At 67.3% G+C, this 19495-nt stretch carries 18 protein-coding genes, 2 pseudogenes and 1 riboswitch; of the genes and pseudogenes, 13 read left to right on the top strand and 7 right to left on the bottom strand.

Annotation, left to right across the window (positions count from 1 at the left end):
- Positions 1-135 precede the first annotated feature (135 nt).
- Complete coding sequence (locus AC6CHL_RS17510; RefSeq protein WP_498295537.1) at positions 136-774, bottom strand: outer membrane beta-barrel protein; 639 nt, start codon at positions 772-774, stop codon at positions 136-138.
- Between the two features lie 160 nt (positions 775-934).
- Positions 935-1079, top strand: a riboswitch (FMN riboswitch).
- A gap of 75 nt (positions 1080-1154) precedes the next feature.
- On the opposite strand from AC6CHL_RS17510, the gene AC6CHL_RS17505 reads away from it, so the two are divergent.
- The 5 genes from AC6CHL_RS17505 to thiL all read left to right on the top strand — a co-directional run bounded on the left by AC6CHL_RS17505 (position 1155) and on the right by thiL (position 5256).
- Positions 1155-1781, top strand: coding sequence for a riboflavin synthase (locus AC6CHL_RS17505; protein WP_447591885.1), 627 nt, complete (start codon positions 1155-1157; stop codon positions 1779-1781).
- Complete coding sequence (gene ribB, locus AC6CHL_RS17500; RefSeq protein WP_038690524.1) at positions 1778-2875, top strand: 3,4-dihydroxy-2-butanone-4-phosphate synthase; 1098 nt, start codon at positions 1778-1780, stop codon at positions 2873-2875. The genes AC6CHL_RS17505 and ribB overlap by 4 nt, the downstream gene beginning before the upstream one ends.
- Positions 2876-3078: 203 nt before the next feature.
- Positions 3079-3546, top strand: coding sequence for a 6,7-dimethyl-8-ribityllumazine synthase (gene ribH, locus AC6CHL_RS17495; protein WP_038690522.1), 468 nt, complete (start codon positions 3079-3081; stop codon positions 3544-3546).
- Positions 3543-4022 carry a transcription antitermination factor NusB gene (gene nusB / locus AC6CHL_RS17490; RefSeq protein ID WP_038690521.1) on the top strand — a complete coding sequence of 160 codons (480 nt, stop codon included), beginning with the start codon at positions 3543-3545 and terminating at the stop codon, positions 4020-4022. The genes ribH and nusB overlap by 4 nt, the downstream gene beginning before the upstream one ends.
- Before the next feature lie 268 nt (positions 4023-4290).
- Entirely contained in the window at positions 4291-5256 is a 966-nt protein-coding gene (gene thiL / locus AC6CHL_RS17485) for a thiamine-phosphate kinase (RefSeq protein ID WP_038690520.1), read from the top strand.
- A 48-nt stretch (positions 5257-5304) separates the two neighbouring features.
- On the opposite strand, the gene AC6CHL_RS17480 is transcribed toward thiL, so the two are convergent.
- A complete protein-coding gene (locus tag AC6CHL_RS17480; RefSeq protein WP_253079127.1) occupies positions 5305-6030 on the bottom strand; it encodes a fimbrial biogenesis chaperone in 726 nt (241 codons plus the stop codon).
- A gap of 57 nt (positions 6031-6087) precedes the next feature.
- Entirely contained in the window at positions 6088-6600 is a 513-nt protein-coding gene (locus AC6CHL_RS17475) for a fimbrial protein (RefSeq protein WP_038690518.1), read from the bottom strand.
- 311 nt (positions 6601-6911) lie between these two features.
- Here AC6CHL_RS17475 and AC6CHL_RS17470 point away from each other — a divergent pair, with 311 nt between their 5' ends.
- The 3 genes from AC6CHL_RS17470 to AC6CHL_RS17460 are packed head-to-tail and all read left to right on the top strand — an operon-like array spanning position 6912 to position 11058.
- Positions 6912-9485 (top strand): fimbria/pilus outer membrane usher protein, encoded by a 2574-nt coding sequence (locus AC6CHL_RS17470; protein ID WP_498295533.1) that lies wholly within the window; start codon positions 6912-6914, stop codon positions 9483-9485.
- A 29-nt stretch (positions 9486-9514) separates the two neighbouring features.
- A complete protein-coding gene (locus AC6CHL_RS17465) occupies positions 9515-10039 on the top strand; it encodes a fimbrial protein (RefSeq protein WP_498295532.1) in 525 nt (174 codons plus the stop codon).
- Positions 10039-11058, top strand: coding sequence for a fimbrial protein (locus tag AC6CHL_RS17460; protein ID WP_498295531.1), 1020 nt, complete (start codon positions 10039-10041; stop codon positions 11056-11058). Before AC6CHL_RS17465 ends, AC6CHL_RS17460 begins: the two co-directional genes overlap by 1 nt.
- A gap of 73 nt (positions 11059-11131) precedes the next feature.
- On the opposite strand, the pseudogene AC6CHL_RS17455 reads toward AC6CHL_RS17460, so the two are convergent.
- Positions 11132-11248 (bottom strand): annotated as a pseudogene (locus AC6CHL_RS17455) (FAD-linked oxidase C-terminal domain-containing protein); the annotation flags it as partial.
- Here AC6CHL_RS17455 and AC6CHL_RS17450 point away from each other — a divergent pair.
- The 5 genes and pseudogenes from AC6CHL_RS17450 to AC6CHL_RS17430 all read left to right on the top strand — a co-directional run.
- A pseudogene (locus AC6CHL_RS17450) lies at positions 11245-11511 on the top strand (autotransporter outer membrane beta-barrel domain-containing protein); the annotation flags it as partial. The pseudogenes AC6CHL_RS17455 and AC6CHL_RS17450 overlap by 4 nt on opposite strands.
- A 345-nt stretch (positions 11512-11856) precedes the next feature.
- Entirely contained in the window at positions 11857-12591 is a 735-nt protein-coding gene (locus AC6CHL_RS17445; protein ID WP_353099486.1) for a fimbrial biogenesis chaperone, read from the top strand.
- A gap of 114 nt (positions 12592-12705) precedes the next feature.
- On the top strand, positions 12706-13209 hold the full coding sequence (locus AC6CHL_RS17440) for a CS1 type fimbrial major subunit (protein WP_498295530.1): 504 nt from the start codon (positions 12706-12708) through the stop codon (positions 13207-13209).
- 101 nt (positions 13210-13310) lie between these two features.
- A complete protein-coding gene (locus AC6CHL_RS17435; protein ID WP_498295528.1) occupies positions 13311-15773 on the top strand; it encodes a TcfC E-set like domain-containing protein in 2463 nt (820 codons plus the stop codon).
- A gap of 21 nt (positions 15774-15794) precedes the next feature.
- Positions 15795-17003, top strand: a complete 1209-nt coding sequence (locus AC6CHL_RS17430; protein ID WP_498295526.1) for a hypothetical protein — start codon at positions 15795-15797, stop codon at positions 17001-17003.
- A gap of 72 nt (positions 17004-17075) precedes the next feature.
- On the opposite strand, the gene AC6CHL_RS17425 is transcribed toward AC6CHL_RS17430, so the two are convergent.
- The 3 genes from AC6CHL_RS17425 to AC6CHL_RS17415 all read right to left on the bottom strand — a co-directional run bounded on the left by AC6CHL_RS17425 (position 17076) and on the right by AC6CHL_RS17415 (position 19495).
- The gene (locus AC6CHL_RS17425; protein ID WP_498295524.1) at positions 17076-18467 is read right to left on the bottom strand and encodes an FAD-binding oxidoreductase; all 1392 of its coding nucleotides are present in this window, start codon (positions 18465-18467) and stop codon (positions 17076-17078) included.
- The gene (locus AC6CHL_RS17420; protein ID WP_313246832.1) at positions 18467-19006 is read right to left on the bottom strand and encodes a metal-dependent hydrolase; all 540 of its coding nucleotides are present in this window, start codon (positions 19004-19006) and stop codon (positions 18467-18469) included. The genes AC6CHL_RS17425 and AC6CHL_RS17420 overlap by 1 nt, the downstream gene beginning before the upstream one ends.
- A 120-nt stretch (positions 19007-19126) precedes the next feature.
- Positions 19127-19495: a YraN family protein gene (locus AC6CHL_RS17415; protein WP_498295522.1), complete on the bottom strand. Its 369-nt coding sequence runs from the start codon at positions 19493-19495 to the stop codon at positions 19127-19129.

The raw sequence follows: 19495 nt of genomic DNA, 5'->3' as shown, positions 1-19495 counted from the left end.
TCCGCGTCGCGGCGTACCCACTCTGCAACGGCCTTGCAACAAGACGCTCCGCTCAGATGGGCGAAGAAACAAAAAAAACGGGCCCCTTTCGGGACCCGTTCGATCACGGCGCAGCGGCGAACCGCTGCAGCCCGATCAGAAACTCGCGCGCACGCCCACCGAATACTGGGTGACTTCGTCGTACGCCTGCACTTCACCCACCAGACCCCAGGTCGGAGTGAAGTTGACCTGGCCACCAAGGGTGCCGGTCCAGGTGCCGTCCATGTCGCTGCCGTCGATGTAACCGGCCTTCAACCAGGCTTCGGTACGCGGCGAGGGCTTGCCACGCACGCCCAGGGTGGCGCGGGCAGCGTTGGTGTGTTCCTTGAAGCGCTCGGTGTCGAAGCCGTCGGCTTCGTACTTGGCTTCATTGTTGATGCGCAGCCAGGCGATGTCGGTGGTGAAGTCCACGCGGTCGCTCATCGGCATGTGGTAGCCGATGCCCATCTCCGGCTGCTTCAGCTCCTGCTTGACGCGCACGTCATAGCTGCCCAGGTCGTAGGTGTTGGTCTTGGACACCGTGCTGTAGGCACCGAACACGTGCACCTGCTCGGCGATGGCGAACGAGCCGCGGACGTAACCGCCGTCCAGCTTCGGCTTGGAGGGGGCGCCATTGCGGTCCAGCTGCAGCTGGGTCCAGCCACCTTCCACGTAGGTGTAGCTCAGGCCTTCGGCCGCAACGGCGGAAAGCGGGGCGGCGGCCAGCAGGGCGGCCGCCAGGAGAATCTTGCGCATGCAGGTTCCTTGGGTGGTGTTGAGGTCCATTTCAGCCGACCCATCAATGGGCGACAGGAGCGGCGATCACTGCCGCGCGAGCGGATTTTAACCAGAACTTCACAAAAAGCGAGCAGTCAGGTTGCCCTGTTACAATGGCCGCGCCGGCTCGCCGGTACACAAACGTCTTCAGGGCGGGGTGCGATTCCCCACCGGCGGTAGGTGCGCAAGCACGAGCCCGCGAGCGCTTCCGGCCCCGCCGGAAGGTCAGCAGATCCGGTCCAATGCCGGAGCCGACGGTATAGTCCGGATGAAAGAAGACGGTGCGACCGGGCCTTGGGCTCGGTGTGCACCTATATGCCTTGCGGCGTTTTTCGCTCACTTTTCGCGGAGAACGTTCCTTGTTTACTGGAATCATCGAAGGCGTCGGCCGTCTGGCCGCACGCGACACCCTCGGCGGCGACGTCCGCTTTACCTTCAACGTGGGCACCCTGCCGTTCGACAACGTGCAGATGGGCGAGAGCATCGCCATCAATGGCGTCTGCCTGACCGTCATCGCCCACGATGCCACGTCCTTCCAGGCCGACGCGTCCACTGAAACCCTCGGCCTGACCACGCTGGGCCAGCTGGCCGACGGCGCGGTGATCAACCTCGAACGCGCCATGCGCCCGACCGACCGCCTCGGCGGCCACCTGGTCAGCGGCCATGTCGACGGCCTGGGCCAGGTGCTCTCCATCCATGACGACGCCCGCGCCCAGCGCTGGCGCTTCGCCGCGCCGCCCGCGCTGCTGCGCTACATCGCCAAGAAGGGCTCGATCTGCGTGGACGGCGTCAGCCTGACCGTCAACGAGGTGGATGCGCAGGGCTTCGAGGTCGCGCTGATCCCGCACACCGTGGCCAATACCGCTTTCGCCGCCACCGGCGTGGGCAGCGCGGTCAACCTGGAAATCGACCTGGTGGCCCGCTACGTGGAACGCCTGATCAGTGTGCCGGCCACCGGTTCGCACGTACAAGGAGATGCGGCATGAACTTCGCCCCCATTCCGGAGATCCTGGAAGACATCCGCCTCGGCCGCATGGTGGTCATCGTCGATGACGAAGACCGCGAGAACGAAGGCGACCTGATCATGGCCGCCGAGCTGGTCAAGCCGTCGGACATCAACTTCATGGTCACCCACGGCCGTGGCCTGGTGTGCCTGCCGCTCACCCGCGAGCGCGCCGCCGACCTCGGCCTGGCGCCGATGGTCCAGGCCAACACCGCGCAGTTCCAGACCAACTTCACGGTCAGCATCGAGGCGGCCGAGGGCGTTACCACCGGCATCTCGGCCTACGACCGCGCCCACACCATCCGCACCGCGGTGAAGCCGGACGCCAAGCCGGCCGACCTGCACCAGCCGGGCCACATCTTCCCGCTGATCGCCCAGCCGGGCGGCGTGCTTACCCGCGCCGGTCACACCGAAGCGGGCGTGGACCTGGCCATGCTGGCCGGGCTGGAGCCGGCCGGCGTGCTGGTGGAGATCCTCAACCCCGACGGCAGCATGGCGCGCCGCCCGGAGCTGGAGGTGTTCGCCCGCGAGCACGGCCTGAAGATGGGCTCGATCGCCGACCTGATCGCCTACCGCCTGGCCACCGAGAAGACGGTCGAACGCGTGGACGAGCGCGAGATCGACACCGAGTTCGGCCCCTTCAAGCTGGTCACCTACCGCGACCGGATTGCCCACGACCTGCATTTCGCCCTGGTCCGTGGCACCCCGGACACCGAGCCCACCCTGGTCCGGGTGCAGGTGGAAAACCCGCTGGCCGACCTGCTGCACTGGCGCCGCGACGACTTCGGCGTGGCCTCCACCGACGCCCTGCGCGCCATTGCCGCCGCCGAGCGCGGCGTGATGGTGGTGCTGTCGGCCCCGCGCGACACCAACAGCCTGCTGGCCCGCCTGCGCCAACAGCCGGCCCCGGTGACCCCGGGCAAGGACAAGGATGTGAGCCAGTGGCGCCGCAACGGCGCCGGTGCGCAGATCCTGTCCGACCTCGGCCTGGGCAAGCTGCGCGTGCTGGGCACCCCCCGCCGCCAGATCGGCCTGGCCGGCTACGGGCTGGAAGTAGTGGAAACGGTCACCCCCTGACCGCCCGCCCGTAGAGCCGGGCTTTGCCCGGCTACCCCCACGAACCACCGCGCAACGCCAGCCGGGCAGAGCCCGGCTCTACGGGGCCAGGCAACGCCAGCCGGGCAGAGCCCGGCGCTACGCGGCCATGGCCGCCGGCCCTTGTCCGGCGTAACTGGCCCGCCCGCGTTAAACTAGTCAACCTTTTGGACCCCACGCCGAACATGAGCCACTACGAAGGCGACCTCCGTACTCCGGAAAAGGCCCGTTTCGCCATCCTCGCCAGCCGCTGGAATGCCCGCATCACCGACGTCCTGGTCGCTGGCGCGCGGCAGAGCCTGGCCGGCAACGGCATCGACGAAGCCGCCATCGACGTGATCCGTGTGCCCGGCGCATGGGAACTGCCGCTGGTGGCCGCCCGCCTGGCCGCCGCGCATGAACATGCCGCGATCATCGCCCTGGGCTGTGTGATCCGCGGCGACACCCGCCACTACGAACACGTGGCCGATGGCTGCGCCGAAGGCCTGATGCGCGTGCAGCTGGATTTCGGCGTGCCGGTGCTCAATGGCGTGCTCGCCGTGGAACGCGCCGAGGATGCCGAGGCCCGTGCCGGCGGCAGCCATGGCAACAAGGGTGAGGAAGCCGCACTGACGGCGTTGGAAATGGTCAATCTTCTGGAGCAGTTGCCGTGAACAAGTCGAACCCGGGCAAGCCCTCCGGTAAACCCGTCCGCCGTGATGGCATCGACCCCGTGCTGCGCTCGCGCGCGCGCCGTCGTGCCCTGCAGGCGATCTATGCGTGGCAGATTTCCGGTGGCAATGCGCAGACCGTGATTGCCCAGTTCGCGCACGAGCAGGCGCGTGAAATCGCCGACCTGGCCTATTTTGAAGCGCTGATCCACGGCGTGCTCGACAACCGCAAGGACCTGGACGAGGCACTGACCCCGTACCTGGATCGCAGCATCGACGAAGTGGACGCCATCGAACGCGCCGCGCTGCGCGTGGCCGCCTTCGAAATGCGCTACCGCCTGGACGTGCCGTACCGCGTGGTCATCAACGAAGCCATCGAGTCGGCCAAGCGCTTCGGCTCCGAGCATGGCCACACCTACGTCAACGGCGTGCTGGACCGCGCGGCCGTGGAATGGCGCAAGGTCGAATCGGGTCACTGACCCGCCGGTGGTAATGACCCGCCGGTGGTAATGACCCGCCGGTGATAATGACCCGCCGGTGATAATGACCCGCCGGTGGCAACGACCCGCCGGTGGTGATGACCCGCCGGTGGTAATGACCCGTCTGGTAGTGCCGGCCGCTGGCCGGCAACCGCCGGGATGCTGAGGTTGCCGGCCAGCGGCCGGCACTACCGACAACCGCGCGCAGCGCGGCACGTACAACCGCCCACCGCGCATTGCGCGGCACGTACAACCGCGGGAGCGCCCCATGTCCCTTGCCGAATTCGCCCTGATCGACCGCATCCGTGCCCGCACCGCCGAGCGCGACGACGTGGTGCTCGGCATCGGCGATGACGCCGCGCTGCTGCAGCCGCGACCGAACGAACAGCTGGTGGTCACCGCCGATACGCTCAACAGCGGCGTGCATTTCCCGGCCGAGACCATGCCCTTCGACATCGGCTGGAAGACCCTGGCGGTCAACCTGTCCGACCTGGCCGCCATGGGCGCACGCCCGGCCTGGTGCACGCTGGCGCTGTCGCTGCCCGACGCGCACCCGGACTGGATCGAATCCTTCGCCGACGGCTTCTTCGCACTGGCCGACGAACACGCCATTGCGCTGATCGGCGGCGACACCACGCGTGGCCCGCTGTCGCTGTCGGTCACGGCGATGGGGCAGGTGGCACGCGGCCAGGCGCTGCGCCGCGACCGCGCCCAGGTAGGCGACGACATCTGGGTCAGTGGCACGCTCGGCGATGCCGCCGGTGCGCTGCAGTTGTGGCAGCGCGGCGAGTTGAACATCGCCACCGCCACCGTGCTGGGCGACTACGAAACACTGCGCCTGCGCCTGCTGCGGCCCACCCCGCGGGTGACGCTGGGCCTGCGCCTGCGCGCCTTCGCGCATGCCGCGGTGGATATCTCCGACGGCCTGCTGGCCGACCTGGGCCACATCACCACGCGCAGTGGCGTGCGTGCTGAGGTGGATGCCGACGCCGTGCCGCTGTCACCGGCCCTGCGTGCGGTGCTTGGCCGCGATGCCGCGCGGGCGTGTGCCCTGCGCGGCGGCGACGATTACGAACTGTGCTTCACCGCCGCCGCCGACCAGCGCGAGGCGCTGCATGCCGTGGCCGAATCGCTGCGCCTGCCGCTCACCCGCATCGGCCGCATCGTGGAAGGGCAGGGCGTGCACTGCGAAGGCGAAACCGGCCCCGGCGGGTACCAGCACTTCGCGGAGTGAGTTGAGCAGCCGGGCAGAGCCCGGCTCTAGGGCGCGCAATGCGGGGTGTTACGGGGCGCCTACAGTGGCCTGTTGGTCGCGCGGGGTGCCGTAATCATCCAGCCACTGGAACGTCACCTGGTTCGGCATCGATGCACCCGTCGGCAGCGCATAGCGCACCTGCTGGCCCGGGGCGATCATGTCCACGTCCACCTTGCGGCCGTCAGCCAGCGTCAGCGTGCTCAGCGTCACGTGGTAGGCAGTGGGGTTGGTGACCTGCAACGCATTGTCTGCACTGGACCATACCAGTGCTGCAGCGGCATCACGCGCTGCTCCTGGCAGACCCGCAGGCCGGTGGAACAGCTTCACCCGCGTGCGCACCGCGAACTGCAGCAGGTTCTTGCCCGCGGCATCGGCCGGTTTGGGTGGGATATCCAGCAGGTTGAAATAGAACACCGATTCGCGGTCGGTCGGCAGCGCCGGTTCCGACGGACGCGGCGCATACGTAATGCGGTAGGCCTGGCCCTGGTGGGCATTCAGCAGGCGCGGCTCGGCTGGCGTCAGCCGGAAGGGGGTTCGCACGTTCTCTGGACGCGCCTGGCTGTCACCATCGTCGATCCAGACCTGGGTCATTGCCGGTTGCCCGCCGGTATTGCTGGCCTTGATCGTGACGTCGCGGCCTTTCTGGGCGTCATGGACAATGCGGGTGCCCTGCAGGGTTACCGCTGCCGACGCGGGCAGGGACGCCAGGAAGACGGCCAGCGCGAAGGCCCCAGTCGATGCACGGGGTTTCATATGTCACCTCTCGATGGAAGGGATGACCAGCGGTGACGCCAGCCATCCCGGGGCGGCTCAGCGGTAAAGCACCACGAAGTCACCGGATGCATTGGCGATGCCGGCCGTAGCATCCTGTCCCGGCGACGCGTACCACGCGGAGTAGTCAAGCTGGCCGCTGCCATTGGCGGCGATGGTCACCCACTGGGTGGGGTCCTCACCGATCTTCTGCTGGACGCCGGCGGCGTCATACAGCGCGACGCCGACCTGGCGCGCGGTGGACGCCGCAGTCAATTTCAGATTGCCGGTGCTGCCATCCGGCGTACCGCCGAAGCGTACGCCCACGTCCTGCGAGGCGCCCGAACCGGTGCAATCCAGGCTGATGCTGAAATTCTTCTGGCCCGCCCGCGTTGCAGCGTTCACCGATGCGAGGTCGACCTGACCCATCGCCACGGTGATCGTGCCGCCGGTGGATTGCACGGCACAGGTGGAGGTGAGCAGTTCACCGGTGATTTCCAGATTCTCGGCGAAGGCAGGAGCAGCGACGGCGGCCAGCAGCGACAGTGCAAGCAGGCGGATCTTCGGATTCATGAAGGTATCTCGTGTTGATGGAAAGGGCGTCACCCAGAGGCGAACGGCGGCAGTGTCTGCGATACCCGGTACTGCGGACATGCAAGAAGTTGCAAAAGACCCTGGGCGACGATGGCTTTGAAATCATTCCGAAGGCGACGTTTCTGCATGTCGCACGGCCGGACCAGGCATTTCGACGTGTTCAACCGGTTGGGCTAGGACAAGTTGCGTCGCCCATCGTTTGCAATAAGTTGCATGGCCTGGGTGGCATCGCAGGCCTAGCCTCCCACTTCTCCCCATTGCACGACGTCCGGGTTCAGCCGGGCATTGCCATGCACCTGTCTGTTTCCGCCCCGCTTCGCACCCTGTCGGCAGCCATTGCACTGGTGTTGACCGCACCTGCATGGGCAGCGCCCGCGCCGGCCATCGAGTTCAGCGAGGGCTTCCTGCTCGGTGGCGACGCCATCGACATGTCACGCTATGCCAATGGCAATCCACTGCCCGCCGGTGACTACGCGGTGGAAGTGAACGTCAATGGCCAGTTTCTGCTGGCACGCGACATCTCCTTCGTCGCGTCCAGTGACCCGCACATCGCCACGGCCTGTCTGCCCGCCGAGCTGGTAGGCCATCTGTCGTTGAAGCCGGCCTATCTGGACGCATTGGCAGCGCAGGACGCCACCTGTATGGATCTGCCGGCACTGGTTGAAGGCGCAACCGTGGCCTTCGACAGCAGCAGCCTGCAGCTGGATATCAGCGTGCCGCAGGCCGCCCAGGCACAGCATGCGCGCGGGTATGTCGCCCCGGCGCAGCGCGACCGCGGCATCAACGCCGGGTTCATTGACTACAGTTTCAACCAGCACCGCAGCGATGGGCGCGACAACCGCTACCTGGGCCTGCGTGCCGGCCTCAACCTGGGCGCGTGGCGGTTGCGCCATCGTGCATCGGTGAACCAAGGCGAGCGCGGTACCCATCACGACGTGATCAGCAGCCACCTGCAACGCGACCTGCCAGACTGGAACAGCCAGCTGCTGCTCGGACAGGGCAATACCGGTGGCGAACTGTTCGACAGCGTGGCGTTCACCGGCGTGCGCATGGCCACCGACGAGCGCATGCTGCCCGATTCACTGCGCGGCTATGCACCGGCGGTACGCGGCATCGCCGAAGGCAATGCAGTGGTGCGCATTCACCAGAACGGCAACATCATCCACGAGGCCAACGTCGCGCCGGGTCCGTTCCTGATCGAAGACCTGTACCCGACCAACTTCGGTGGTGACCTGGTTGTCACCGTGACCGAAGCCGACGGCCGCGAACAGCGGTTCTCGGTCAGCTTTTCTGCGGTGCCACAGGCACTGCGGGTCGGCTCTTCCCGCTTCAGTGCCACGGCTGGCGTGCTGCGCGACGCCGGCGGCAACGTGGAGCCCCTGCGGTTTGCCGAAGGCACCTACGCGCGTGGCATCAGCAACCGCCTGACTCTGCTCGGCGGTGCGCAGGCGGGTGAGGCGTACCAGTCGGTGCTGGCCGGTGCAGCCATCAACACCGCGATCGGCGCCTTCGGTGCCGATGTGACCCACTCGCGCGCGCGTCTGCGCGGAGACGATGCGGTGACCGGCAACAGCATCCGCTTGAACTTTCAGCGCTACGTTGCACAAACAGGCACCAACGTCGGTCTTGCCGCCTATCGCTACAGCACGCGCGGCTACCTCACCCTCAACGATGCCGCGCGCGCGCACGACGATGCGTGGGGCTACAGCACGCGTGCGCGACAGCGCTACCAGGTCAATTTCACCCAGCGGCTTGGCGCGCGCAGCTCGGTGTACCTCAGCGGCGGCCATGTGGCTTACTGGGACAGCACGCAGCGGCAGAACGACTTTCAGCTCGGCTTCCAGAGCACGTTGGGCCGCGCCAACTACAGCCTGTCGGCAATGCGTTATCGCCTCGGTGACGGTCGCCAGGACACCCGCTACACCTTCACCTTCGGCGTGCCATTGGGGCGAAGCCCGAGTGCGCCACGTGCGACCACCCAGGTGGGCCATTCCGGCCAGGGTGGCAAGCTTCAGCTGGGGGTCGCAGGTGCGCTGGGCGAATCCCGCGCACTGACCTACAGCGCCACGGCCAGCCGGTCGGCCGCCGAGTCGGGCAGCGTTGACACCTATGTTGCTTACCAGGGCGGCACCGTTGCGTTGAACGCGGGCTACAGCCAGGCCCAACGCTACCGCAGCCTCAACCTGGGGGCGGCTGGCAGCGTGGCGCTGCACGCGGGTGGCATCAACTTCGGTCCCGCGGTGGGCGAGGGCTTCGTGCTGGTCCAGGCCGAGGGCGCCGAAGGGGCGAAAGTGGGCTATGGCGACCCGATCCGTGTGGCCGGCAATGGCTACGCGTTGTTGCCGCATGTCAGCCCCTATCGCTGGAACCAGATCGACCTGGACCCGTCCGGCCTGCCGCTGGAAGTGGAGCTGCTGCAGACCTCCCAGCGCGTGGCGCCCACCGCGGGCAGCATCGTGCGGGTGGCGTTCACCGCGCGCCGCGAGCGCACGTTGTTCATCGACGCCACCGACGCCCTTGGGCAGCCGCTGCCGTTCGCGGCGCGGGTGGAGGGCGACGACGGGCGCACCATGGGCGCGGTCGGGCAGGGCGGGGTCATCCAGCTGCGCGGCGCGCAGGACAGCGGCACGCTGATCGTCGACCCCGATGGCCCGCACCGCTGCCGGCTGGAGTATCGCAGCCCCGAAGCACCCGACGCCTATGGCCTGTCCTGGACCCAGGCGATATGCCAGCCACAGCCGCGCCTGTCACCCGGGCTGCGCGCGGCGCTGGCCGTGCCGGAAGCCGGTGACAGGGATGTGTTGTCCGCATCTGCTGACGCCAGTCAGACCGGCATGACCACTCCCGATGTGTCCCACCGCTGATGTCTTCCACGCACCCACGAGGTTTCCGTATGTTCCGTTCGCTTCCCATCCGTTCCGTCGCCCACCTGGCCGTGTGGGGCGCATTGATTGCCAGCGCGCCATCGGCATTCGCAGACACCGCCACGCTGACCATCAACGGCCGCGTACTGCCCGGCACCTGCACGCTGACAGCGCCTGCGATCACATTGGATCCGGTCAGGGCCAACGATCTTGTCCAGGGCGACAACCAGGTCAAGGCCGGGGCACTCAACTTCGCGGGCTGCGTAGGCGTCACCCGGGCCACGCTGTCGTTCGACGGCACCGCCGCCGATGGCGATGCCGAGCGCTGGAAGAACACCGCCAGTACCGGTCCCGCCGATGGCGTGTCGGTCGCATTGTTGGCCGGTGCAACGGGCACCACGTACCTGAAGCGCGGCGACAGCGGCATCGTGGTGCCGGTCACCGGTGCGACCGCCAGCTATGCGCTGCGCGCCGGCTACTACCTGCCGGTGCTGGGGGGGCTGACCGCCGGCGCGGTGCAGACCGAGATCACGGTGACGGCGGCCTACGACTGATGAGCGCTGCCAGTGTCCGTCAGCCGACAGCTTGTGCCAAGCGGCGCGTCCGCAACGGCGCCGCGCTGGTGGTGGCGCTGTTGTCACTCTCCCCGCTAGCCTCTGCCGGCTGCATCCGGCTTGCTCCCGGCGACCAGGACCTCACCGTCAGCCTCACGATGCCGAACCTGGATCTGCCGGACAGGCGATTGACGGTGGTCAGCAGCGGCTTTGTGACGGGGGGGTATCAGTGCGACAGTGGGCAGAATGCGTTTCTCACTGAGCTGCCGTTCAGCGGATTGACGTACGAGCGAGAGATTACGGACGCCGGGAGGACCTACAGCGTGTATAGCCTTGGGCCGCGCTCGCCGCTGATCGGCTTCGTGCATTTGGTGGACGCAGTTGACTCTAACGGTGGCCGCAGCCAAGACTCGGTGCCCGTGGGCAGGCGTCATCGCAATCCCGGCTTCGTGTCGCCCGCAACTGAAGGGGTCTCGGTCAACCTCGCCGTCGTGCTGTTCTTCCGCGGTGGGGCCATGGAGAGCATTCCGTTGACATCGCTGGGCACGGCGACCTCGTGGGACGAGAACGATCCTTCGCAGAGCATCCAGCACCACGTGAGCCTCGAGGTGAACGTGCCCACGCTGACCTGTACGCTGGCCGACAGTTCGCAATCGCTGGATCCGGTGTCGGCCGATCTTCTGGCGGCTGCGGGCAGTACGGCAGGGGAAAAGGCGGTGGCAGTGGCCATGACCTGCCCGAGTGCAAACGTGGATGTGGAGATGGTGCTGACCGATGCCAACGACGCCGGCAATGCTGGCAGCCTGCTGACGCCTGCGGGCGGGTCCGACGCAGGTGGCGTGCGGCTGGAGATGCTGCGCGCAGGCAACCCGGTGCAGTTCGGACAGCGTTGGCAGCACGGCTGGTCCAGCAAGGGCAGCCAGGACGTTCCCTTCACCGCGCGCTACAGGCGCACGGCCGATGCCCTGCAACCCGGGACGATCATTGGCGAGGCGGTGCTGACAGCGACCTACCGATGAAGGCGCGCCGCCGCGACATGGTGCTGCCATAGCGGGTAGGTGCGGGAGCCGCGCTGGGGTCGGCCGTGCAGGTTCACACCGGCGGCAGCACCTTGCCCGGGTTGAGGATGCCATCGGGGTCCAGCGCGTGCTTGATCGCCCGCATCGCTTCCAGCGTGGCCGGTGAAAAGGCCTGCGCCATGAAATCGCGTGTTTGGCCATGACATGCGTGCCGGCAACATCGTGCAGCCGTACATGGCGGTGAACTGGCTGCGCGGCATGCGGGCCAGTACGTTGGAATTCAACGGCGAAACGCTGGGTGCCGACGTGCCGCGTGACCGCTACGAAGTGCAGGCGGGTGCGGAGCTGACGCTGGGCCAGCGCTGGTCGGCCTGGGGCGGCATGAGCGTGCAGCGGGGTGCTTACGATTACCGCAACGTTGGGGGTCAGTTGGGCATGCGCGCGCGCTGGTAACAAAGAAAGGAGCCGGGTAATGCCCGGCTCCTCACTGCTTTGTGCGTCATCGTAGCGTCGGGCTCTGCCCGGCTGCTGTCTGCGGATGTTCAAGCGCAGCCGGGCAGAGCCCGGCTCTACGGCGCGCTGTGTGGGGAAGGCTGGGGGCGTGCACGGCAGGACACGGTGGCCCCGGCGGCCGGGAGACGCAGCCTGAGGCACGCGCCACTCCGCACGTTGCATGGCAACGTCCATTTTTATCGGAATCATTGCATTTGCACGCCGCTACGCGTTTTTGATACATGTTGCATGGATGGTGACGTGAAATTCCTGTGAAATAGCCACTCGCCTCCCCACGGGCTCGCCATGCAACGCGTCCTCTGTTTTCTTCTGCTGGCCATTGTCGCCAGCACAGCCCATGCACGAACGCCCCAGATCAATGTGGGTGTGCTGTTCGACTACCTGGAACCCACCCACAGCAACCTGCTCAAACGCATCCGCAACACCGGTGACGCAACCGCCTACGTGCGCGTGGAAGTGACCCAGATGCATTTCGATGCGGACGGAAAGGCCAGTGAAACACCGGTGGACGGTGCGGCGCTGGTACGCAACGACCCTGCCGCGCACGGTGTCATCGCCAGCCCCAGCCGCCTGATCATTGCCGGCAACGGCCAACAGGCCACGCGCCTGGTGTATCGCGGTGCACGCGACCAGGAACGCTACTACCGTTTGCGCTTCATCCCGGTGGCACCCAGCGCCGAGGAGTTTTCGCTCAGCGAAGAACAGGCGCGGGAAGCAGCGGAACTGAGCGCGTCCATTCGCATGTTCACCGGATACGGCACGATCCTGTTCATCGCACCGGAACACGCCACCTACGACACCCGCGTGCAGGATGACCGCGTGTACAACCACGGCAACGCCACCGTGGTGCTGGACAACCTTCGCCAGTGCGAGAGTGCCAGCCCGGACACCTGCACACCCGGCATCATCGTCCATGTCCGCCCCGGGCGCTCCTACGCGCTGCAGCGGGCCGACAGCCAGTTCCTCCGCTACGACCTGAAGGAGGGCGACAGCCAGCGCAGTATCGATTCGCGCCGCTGATCGTTCCGTTCCTCCCGCTGTTCATGCCCCACCGGGTCCGCCAGGCACCCGCCGGGGTTGCTGTGCCCGTGTCCTGGCATCTCGTATCCATTCACTACTACCTGGAGCAACTCCATGTCTCTGAAAACGTACGCGCTGGCTGCCGCCGCGGCGGCGCTGCTGGCCCCGGCGCTCAGCCACGCCGCCACCGAAACCAAGTCGATCACCGTCAACGTAACGGCCGACGTGCCCAACAGTGCCGGCCTGCAGGTGTCCACGCCCGATGGCTGGGAAGGCCTGCCACAGAACCTGCCGTGGGATACCGCACGCCAGACGCTGGGTGAACTGACCGGTCGCGTCATCAACGTCAAGTCGCCGGCGGCCATCACCGCCTACCTGTCGGCCCCGGCGCAGATGGCCTCCGCTGCCGATGTCGTGGACCTGGTGGTGAAGCTGGACAACGTGGCCGTGCCGGACACCGCCGCCGCAAAGATCACCGTGGCCAACGCAGCGCAGGCCGCCGCTGGCAAGTCGCTGGCCTTTGCCATCGCCCCCACGGTGCCGGCCGACGGCTACAAGCAGGGCAGCTATGGCGGCCAGTTCCACATGATCTTCGAAAGCGATATCGCCGATCCGTGAGCCCTGCAGGTGCTCCCTGCCGCATCCACGGATGCGGCAGGGAGGCCGGAGTAAACACCGTGTTTCCCAGACTCCATCGCGTACGCTTGCCCCTGGCTCGATTGACCGTCGCCATCGGTGCCGTGGTCGTTGCCGCGTCCTCGCAGGCCGCGGGCCTGGCGCTGGGTGAGCTGCCCAGCCTTCTGGAACAGCGCGAGCGCATGCCGGCGGAGTTCCGCGACCACCTGTTCGGCAACCCGCTGACCGTGCGGGTGGAGCTCGACGGGCAGTACCTCGGCGATGCCGAGGTGCTGCTGCATGAAGACAACCGCATGCAGCTGATCGGCTTTGGCGAAAGCCATGACAGCCCCTGGCCACAGACCGAACGTGCACGCTGGGCCGAGCAGCTGTCCGAGCCGATGGCGCTGGGCGTATGCAGCCCACACTGCCGCGGACTGTCCGCGCTGCACTACAGCCTGGCCAACTCATTGCTTACCCTGCTGACCCCGGCGGGGACACAGCAGGACGCCCGCCATGTTGCATTGCCTGCGCACGGCAGCCACGGCCTGATCGTGCGCAACAGCCTGGCCGTGTACGCCGGCGAGGACCAACCGACCAGTGCACGCTACAGCGCCGAACTGAATGGCAGTATCGGCCACTGGAGCACGGTAGGCAGCTACCAGTACTACGCGCAGCCGGATCGCACCGAGCACTACCTGAGCGCGCTGTACGCACAGCGCGAACTGGGTGACCACTTCGTGCGTGCCGGCTATTTCCTGCCCACTTTCGAGGGCATCATCCGCCAGCCGCGCGCGCCCGGCACGCAGAACGACACGGCACTGGGCCTGATGCTGGGTTCATCGGATGTGCTGCTGGCCGACACCCGCAGCGCCAGCGCCTACCCGGTATATGTCACCGCCAGCCGCGAAGGCGTGGTGGAGATCCTTCGCGACGGCAACCTGCTGTCCACCCAGGCGGTCACCCCGGGTATCCAGGAAGTCGATACACGACGCCTGCCCGGCGGCATCTACAACGTGGAACTGCGCGTGCTTGAAGACGGCCGCGAGGTGTCACGCGAAACCGCCTCCATCCACAAGCCCAGCCGCTGGCGCGATCCAACGCGACGCTGGCGCTACAGCGCGTTCGCCGGCCAGCAGCGCGGGCTGCTTGACAGCGGAAGCGCACCCCAGGAAGGCAAGGTTGCCGCCGGTGCCGTAGTCAACTACCTGCTGCATCCGCGCGCGGTGGCCGGCGTTACCGTGCAGCAGATCGGCGAGCGCCGCGCCGCGGGGCTGTCGATGGACTGGCAGGCCAGCGATCGCTTGAATACCTACACCAACTTCTACACCTCCCGCGATGCCGGGCGCGGGGTCGATCTGCAGGCGCTGTATCGCTATCGCAGCGGATCGGTGGTAGCCAACCACGCGCGCAGCTGGGCCGAACAACGTCAGCGCGTCGTGCCTGGCGCGGGTGCAGCGCCGCAGTGGGAGACCCGGGGCGGTTGGCAGGACACCTCGGCCGTGTCCATCACCCACCGTTTCAGCCATCGCGACAACGCCAACCTGCGCGTGGCACGCAGTTCGGGATTCACCCGCGGCACCGGCATCGACGTGTCGTACGGTCGCCGCGAAACCCTGTTCGGCAAGCACGACGTCAACTGGCGGATCTCGGCCTACGACCGCCCCGGCAGCCGCTACACCCAGTATCGCCGCCAGCGCGGGATCGATCTGACCCTCAGTGTGTCGTTGGGCAGTGATCGCCGCAGCTACAGCGGTAGCCTGGGCAGCCGCACCGGCGACGGCGGCCAGCGCGAGACCTACGCGACTGCGACGGCCACCCAGCGTGTGGATGGGGCGCTTGTGCAGAGCGTGAACGGCACGGTCAGCGCCGAGCGCGGTGGCATCGGTGCCGGTGCCGGCGCCCATCTGCAGAACCCGTTGCTGGAAGGCGACGTGCAGGTGTACCGGGAGGCCGACAGCGGCAGGTTCAGTGGCACTGCCAACCTCGACAGTACGCTGGTGCTGGGGGCCGGGCACGCGGCGATGCTCGGCCGGGGTCGCAGTGGCGGCGTGGATACCGGCGTCATCGTAGATGTGCGCAGTGACTACCCGGATGTCGCACTCCGCGCCGATGACAACCACGGCGGTGGCGTCGTGCTGCGGCCGGGCCGCAACTTCGTCCCCGCCACCGCCTATCGGGCCGGCCATATCCAGTTCGATTTCGAGGGCCGCCATGCGCCGGCAGCCACCCTGCAGCCGGCCACGCTCAGCTACCACCTCAACAAGGGCGGCGTCATGCATGCCACGGTGGACGTGCTGCGCACCTTCACTGTCATGGGCCAGGTACTGGATGCCGATGGCAACGGCGTACGCGGCGTGCAGGTGATCAACCACGCCGGGCGCAGCGTCAGCCAGGAAGATGGCTTCTTCACCCTGGAACTGAGCGCACGTGCGCCGGTCGTGGAGCTGCGTTACCCGAGTCTGGTCAGCTGCGTGCTGACCATGGAAGAAGCGCAGCACCCTCGCGAGGGCGATGTGCTGATGGTGGGCAGCATTGGGTGCCCGAGCCCGCTGGCGGGCCCGTGAACCGATTCCCAAGGAGATCCTGTGATCGCTATTGAACGCTCCACCGCCGGCTCCGGCGCATGCGGGCCCATCGTGTGGCTGCTGGCGCTGATGATGGGCGTGCTTGTGCCCGCGCAAGCGGCCGAGTTGAACATCACCGCCGAATTCCGTCCCTCTGCACTGGACCCCACGCATAACCGGTTCGTCAATACAACGCCCCAGTCCGGTTTCTGTGCGTCGCATCCGGCCTTGTGCAGGCCCGGTGATTTCACGATCAACACCGGGATGAGCGTAGTCCAGCGGCGTCTGTTCGGGGGGGGCACTGATCCACGCGAGAAATGGTACCTGGCGGCCGATGGGAACTGGCAGGATGTGACCGTCCGCAACGCGAACAATCACGAGCTGAAGGCGCGGATCCGGCTGTTCCTCGTGGGCCTGCAATGGAACGTGGGCAATGACGGCTCTAGCCCCGGCAGCTATGGCGCCGCAAGCGGCGGCTGTCGGGGTCGAATAGGTGTTGGTTCAAATACCCTCTATCGATACGCCTGGGACGTTGCGGAAAACAATGTCGTCTGCGTCCGCTCCCCCAGAGCGGCGACCGATCGCATGGCGCGGTTGACCTTTTCCATCGGCTATTACCTTGAAACACCCAACCCGCTGCAGGCGCAGGATGGCCAGTACACCGGCAGTGTCACCTACACCGTGGGCAATGGGCAGCAGATTGATCTGGGCCAGGGCGACTATTCGGATTCCGAACTGACGTTGCAGTTGCTGCTGAACGTGGTCCACGACTTCAGGGTACAGTTTCCGGCCGACTCGCCAAGCGTACAGCTGGCACCAGAGGGGGGCTGGTCGCGCTGGATCGACCATGGGCTGCCGCCCGCGCGCTTGCGTCAGGAACTGCCCTTCCATCTGACGACCTCGATGGACTTCAGCATGAAGCTGCTGTGCGAGCATCCGGCGGGCACCGGCTGTGGCATCCGCAACCACGCGGATGACGTGGTGGTGCCGGTGGATGTCGACGTGACGCTGCCCGGCATGACCAACCTCCGCGACGGCCGTCCGGCGCAGTTCACCGCGCTGTCGTCGAACGATGCACAAGCACCGCGCTTCACCCCGGACGGTTACCTGATGCAGCGGCGTTCGACGCTGCGCTTCACCGCCGAACGTGAGGCGGTGACGGAAATGCTGCGGACGCCCGGCTCACACTGGTCTGGTGACATGACCGTGGTGTTCGACGCCAACCCCTGAGCGCAGCACGCGTCGCACAACTGGGTGTGCCGCGCGCAGCGCGGGATTCATCGCCCACATCAACGCAGGTCCTTATGCGGGCGGCAGCACCTTGCCCGGATTGAGGATGCCGTCCGGATCCAGCGCGTGCTTGATCGCCCGCATCGCCGCCAGCGTGGCCGGTGAAAAGGCCTGGACCATGAAATCGCGCTTGGCCAACCCGATGCCGTGCTCGCCGGACAACGTGCCGCCGAGTGCCAAGGTCAGTTCAAAAATCTTCGGCAGCGCGGCATGCGCGCGTGCGTTTTCGTCGGCGTCGTCGGGGTGGTACAGAATGTTGACGTGCAGGTTGCCGTTGCCGGCATGGCCGAAGGTGACGATGGTCAGCGTGTAGTCGCGCGCCAGCGCCTGCACCCCTGCCACCAGGTCGGGGATACGCGACACCGGCACCACCACGTCTTCATTGATCTTGCCCGGCGCGATGCTGCGCAGCGCGGGCGACAGCGCCTTGCGCGCGGCCCACAGTTTCTCGCGCGCGGCGCCTTCCATCGCCACGTCCAGCGCGATCATGCCGTCACCCTCCGCGGCGGTGGCCAGTGCCTGCAACAGGTAGGGCAGGGTGTCGTGGTCGCCGTCGGCTTCCACCAGCAGCATCGCGCCGGCCTCGGGCACGTCCGCGCCATTGCGACGCAGCAGCTCCAGGCTGCGTGCGTCCATGAATTCCAGCCGCGTGGGCACCACCGGTTGCGCCATCAGCCGCGACACGGCCGCCGCGGCCGCATCGGCATCGCGGTACAACACGCGCAGCCCGGCCTGGGCGACCGGCAGCGGGGTGAGCTTCAGTGTGGCTTCCACGATCAGCGCCAGCGTGCCTTCGCTGCCCACCAGCAGGTGGGTGAGGTCGTAGCCGGTGGCGTCCTTGGTGTAGGCGCCGCCGCAGTGGATGAGGTCGCCTGCGCCGGTAACCGCCACCAAGCCGAGCACGTTGTCGCGGCTGGTGCCGTACTTCACTGCGCGCGGACCACCGGCATTGCACGCCAGGTTGCCGCCGATGCTGCAGATGTCGGCGCTGGACGGGTCCGGTGCCCAGAACAGGCCGTGCGGCATCAGCGCCTGCTGCAGGTCGCCGTTGAGCACACCCGGTTCGACCACCGCGCAGCGGTTGCCGGGCTGGATGTCGAGGATGCGTGCCATGCGCGCGAACGACAGCACGATGCTGCCATTGACCGGCACCGCCGCGCCGGTGGTGCCGGTGCCCGCGCCGCGTGCCACCAGGGCGACATGGTGCGTGCGGCAGGCGCGGACCAGCGCCACCACCTGCTCGCGGTCACGCGGAAACGCCACGCCGAGCGGCAGCTGGCTGCGCCAGGAGTTGTCCTGCGCGTGGGCGGCCAGCACCGCGTCATCGGTGCGCCAGCCGTCGTCGCCCAGCAGGGCATGTACGGTGGACAGAAAGGCAGCGGGCAGGGCGGGGGTGGTCGACATCAGGCGTTCCGGGAATTCACAGGGGCGCGTTGGATCAGCCTCCAGCCGATCACGGCGGCGGCCAGCGGCAACCACACCCAACGCAGTTCAGACACAACAGTGGCCAGCCCGCGCGCGCTGAAGAACTGCCCGGCGAACGGCGACACACGGATCGGGCGCCACGGCGCGAACAACCGCTCGCCACTCCATGGCCACCACAGGGCAACACCCAGCCCGCCGGAGGTGAACGCGTCCAGCAGCGGGTGCGACAGCGCACTGATGCCAACGAACGCGGCGGCCTGCACTGCACTGGCGCGCAGGCGCGTATGCAGCAGGGCAGCGAGCACGGCCAGCACCGCAGCGAACACGATCGAATGACTGGCCCCACGGTGGCCGAAGCTGTCGGCATAGGGAATGTGCAGCGCGAAGGCCAGCACATCGGCGTCGGGCAGCATCGCCGCGACCACGCCGGCGGCCAGCAACGGCGCAGAGATGCGCCCGCGATCGGACGCACACCACAGCGCCAACGGAATCGCCGCATGCGTGAACACACTAGGCATGCGCCACGCCCCCGGCCGCTGGCCGGCGCAAGGCAATGCCGGAATCACCCCACCGCCGCGTAGAGCCGGGCTCTGCCCGGCTGCACGCCATGCCGGAATCATCCACATCCCACCGATCCATCAGCAATCCTCCAGCCGGAATGCATCGCGCAGCCAGTTCAACTGCGGCGGTTCCCCCCAGGCATCGATCACATCGAACCGGCAAGGCCGCGTCGCCAGGGCCGGGTGAGACGACAGAAACAGCTGCGCGGCCAGCACCAGCTTGCGCCGTTTGCGCAGGTCCACCGATGCCGCGCCGCCGCCAAACCCGGCACTCGAGCGGTAGCGCACTTCCACGAACACCGTGGTGTCGCCGTCGCGCATGACCAAGTCCAGTTCACCGCCGCGATAGCGCGCGTTGGCGCTGATCGGCTGCAACCCGGCGTTGCACAGGTACGCCTGCGCGGCAGCTTCCACCGCCGCGCCCCGCTGTGCCCGCGCGGTTGGCAT

This window comes from Stenotrophomonas sp. GQ19 (assembly GCF_059758695.1).
Note: the sequence above shows the minus strand (reverse complement) of the source record. Positions and strands in the feature narration are given on the sequence as shown.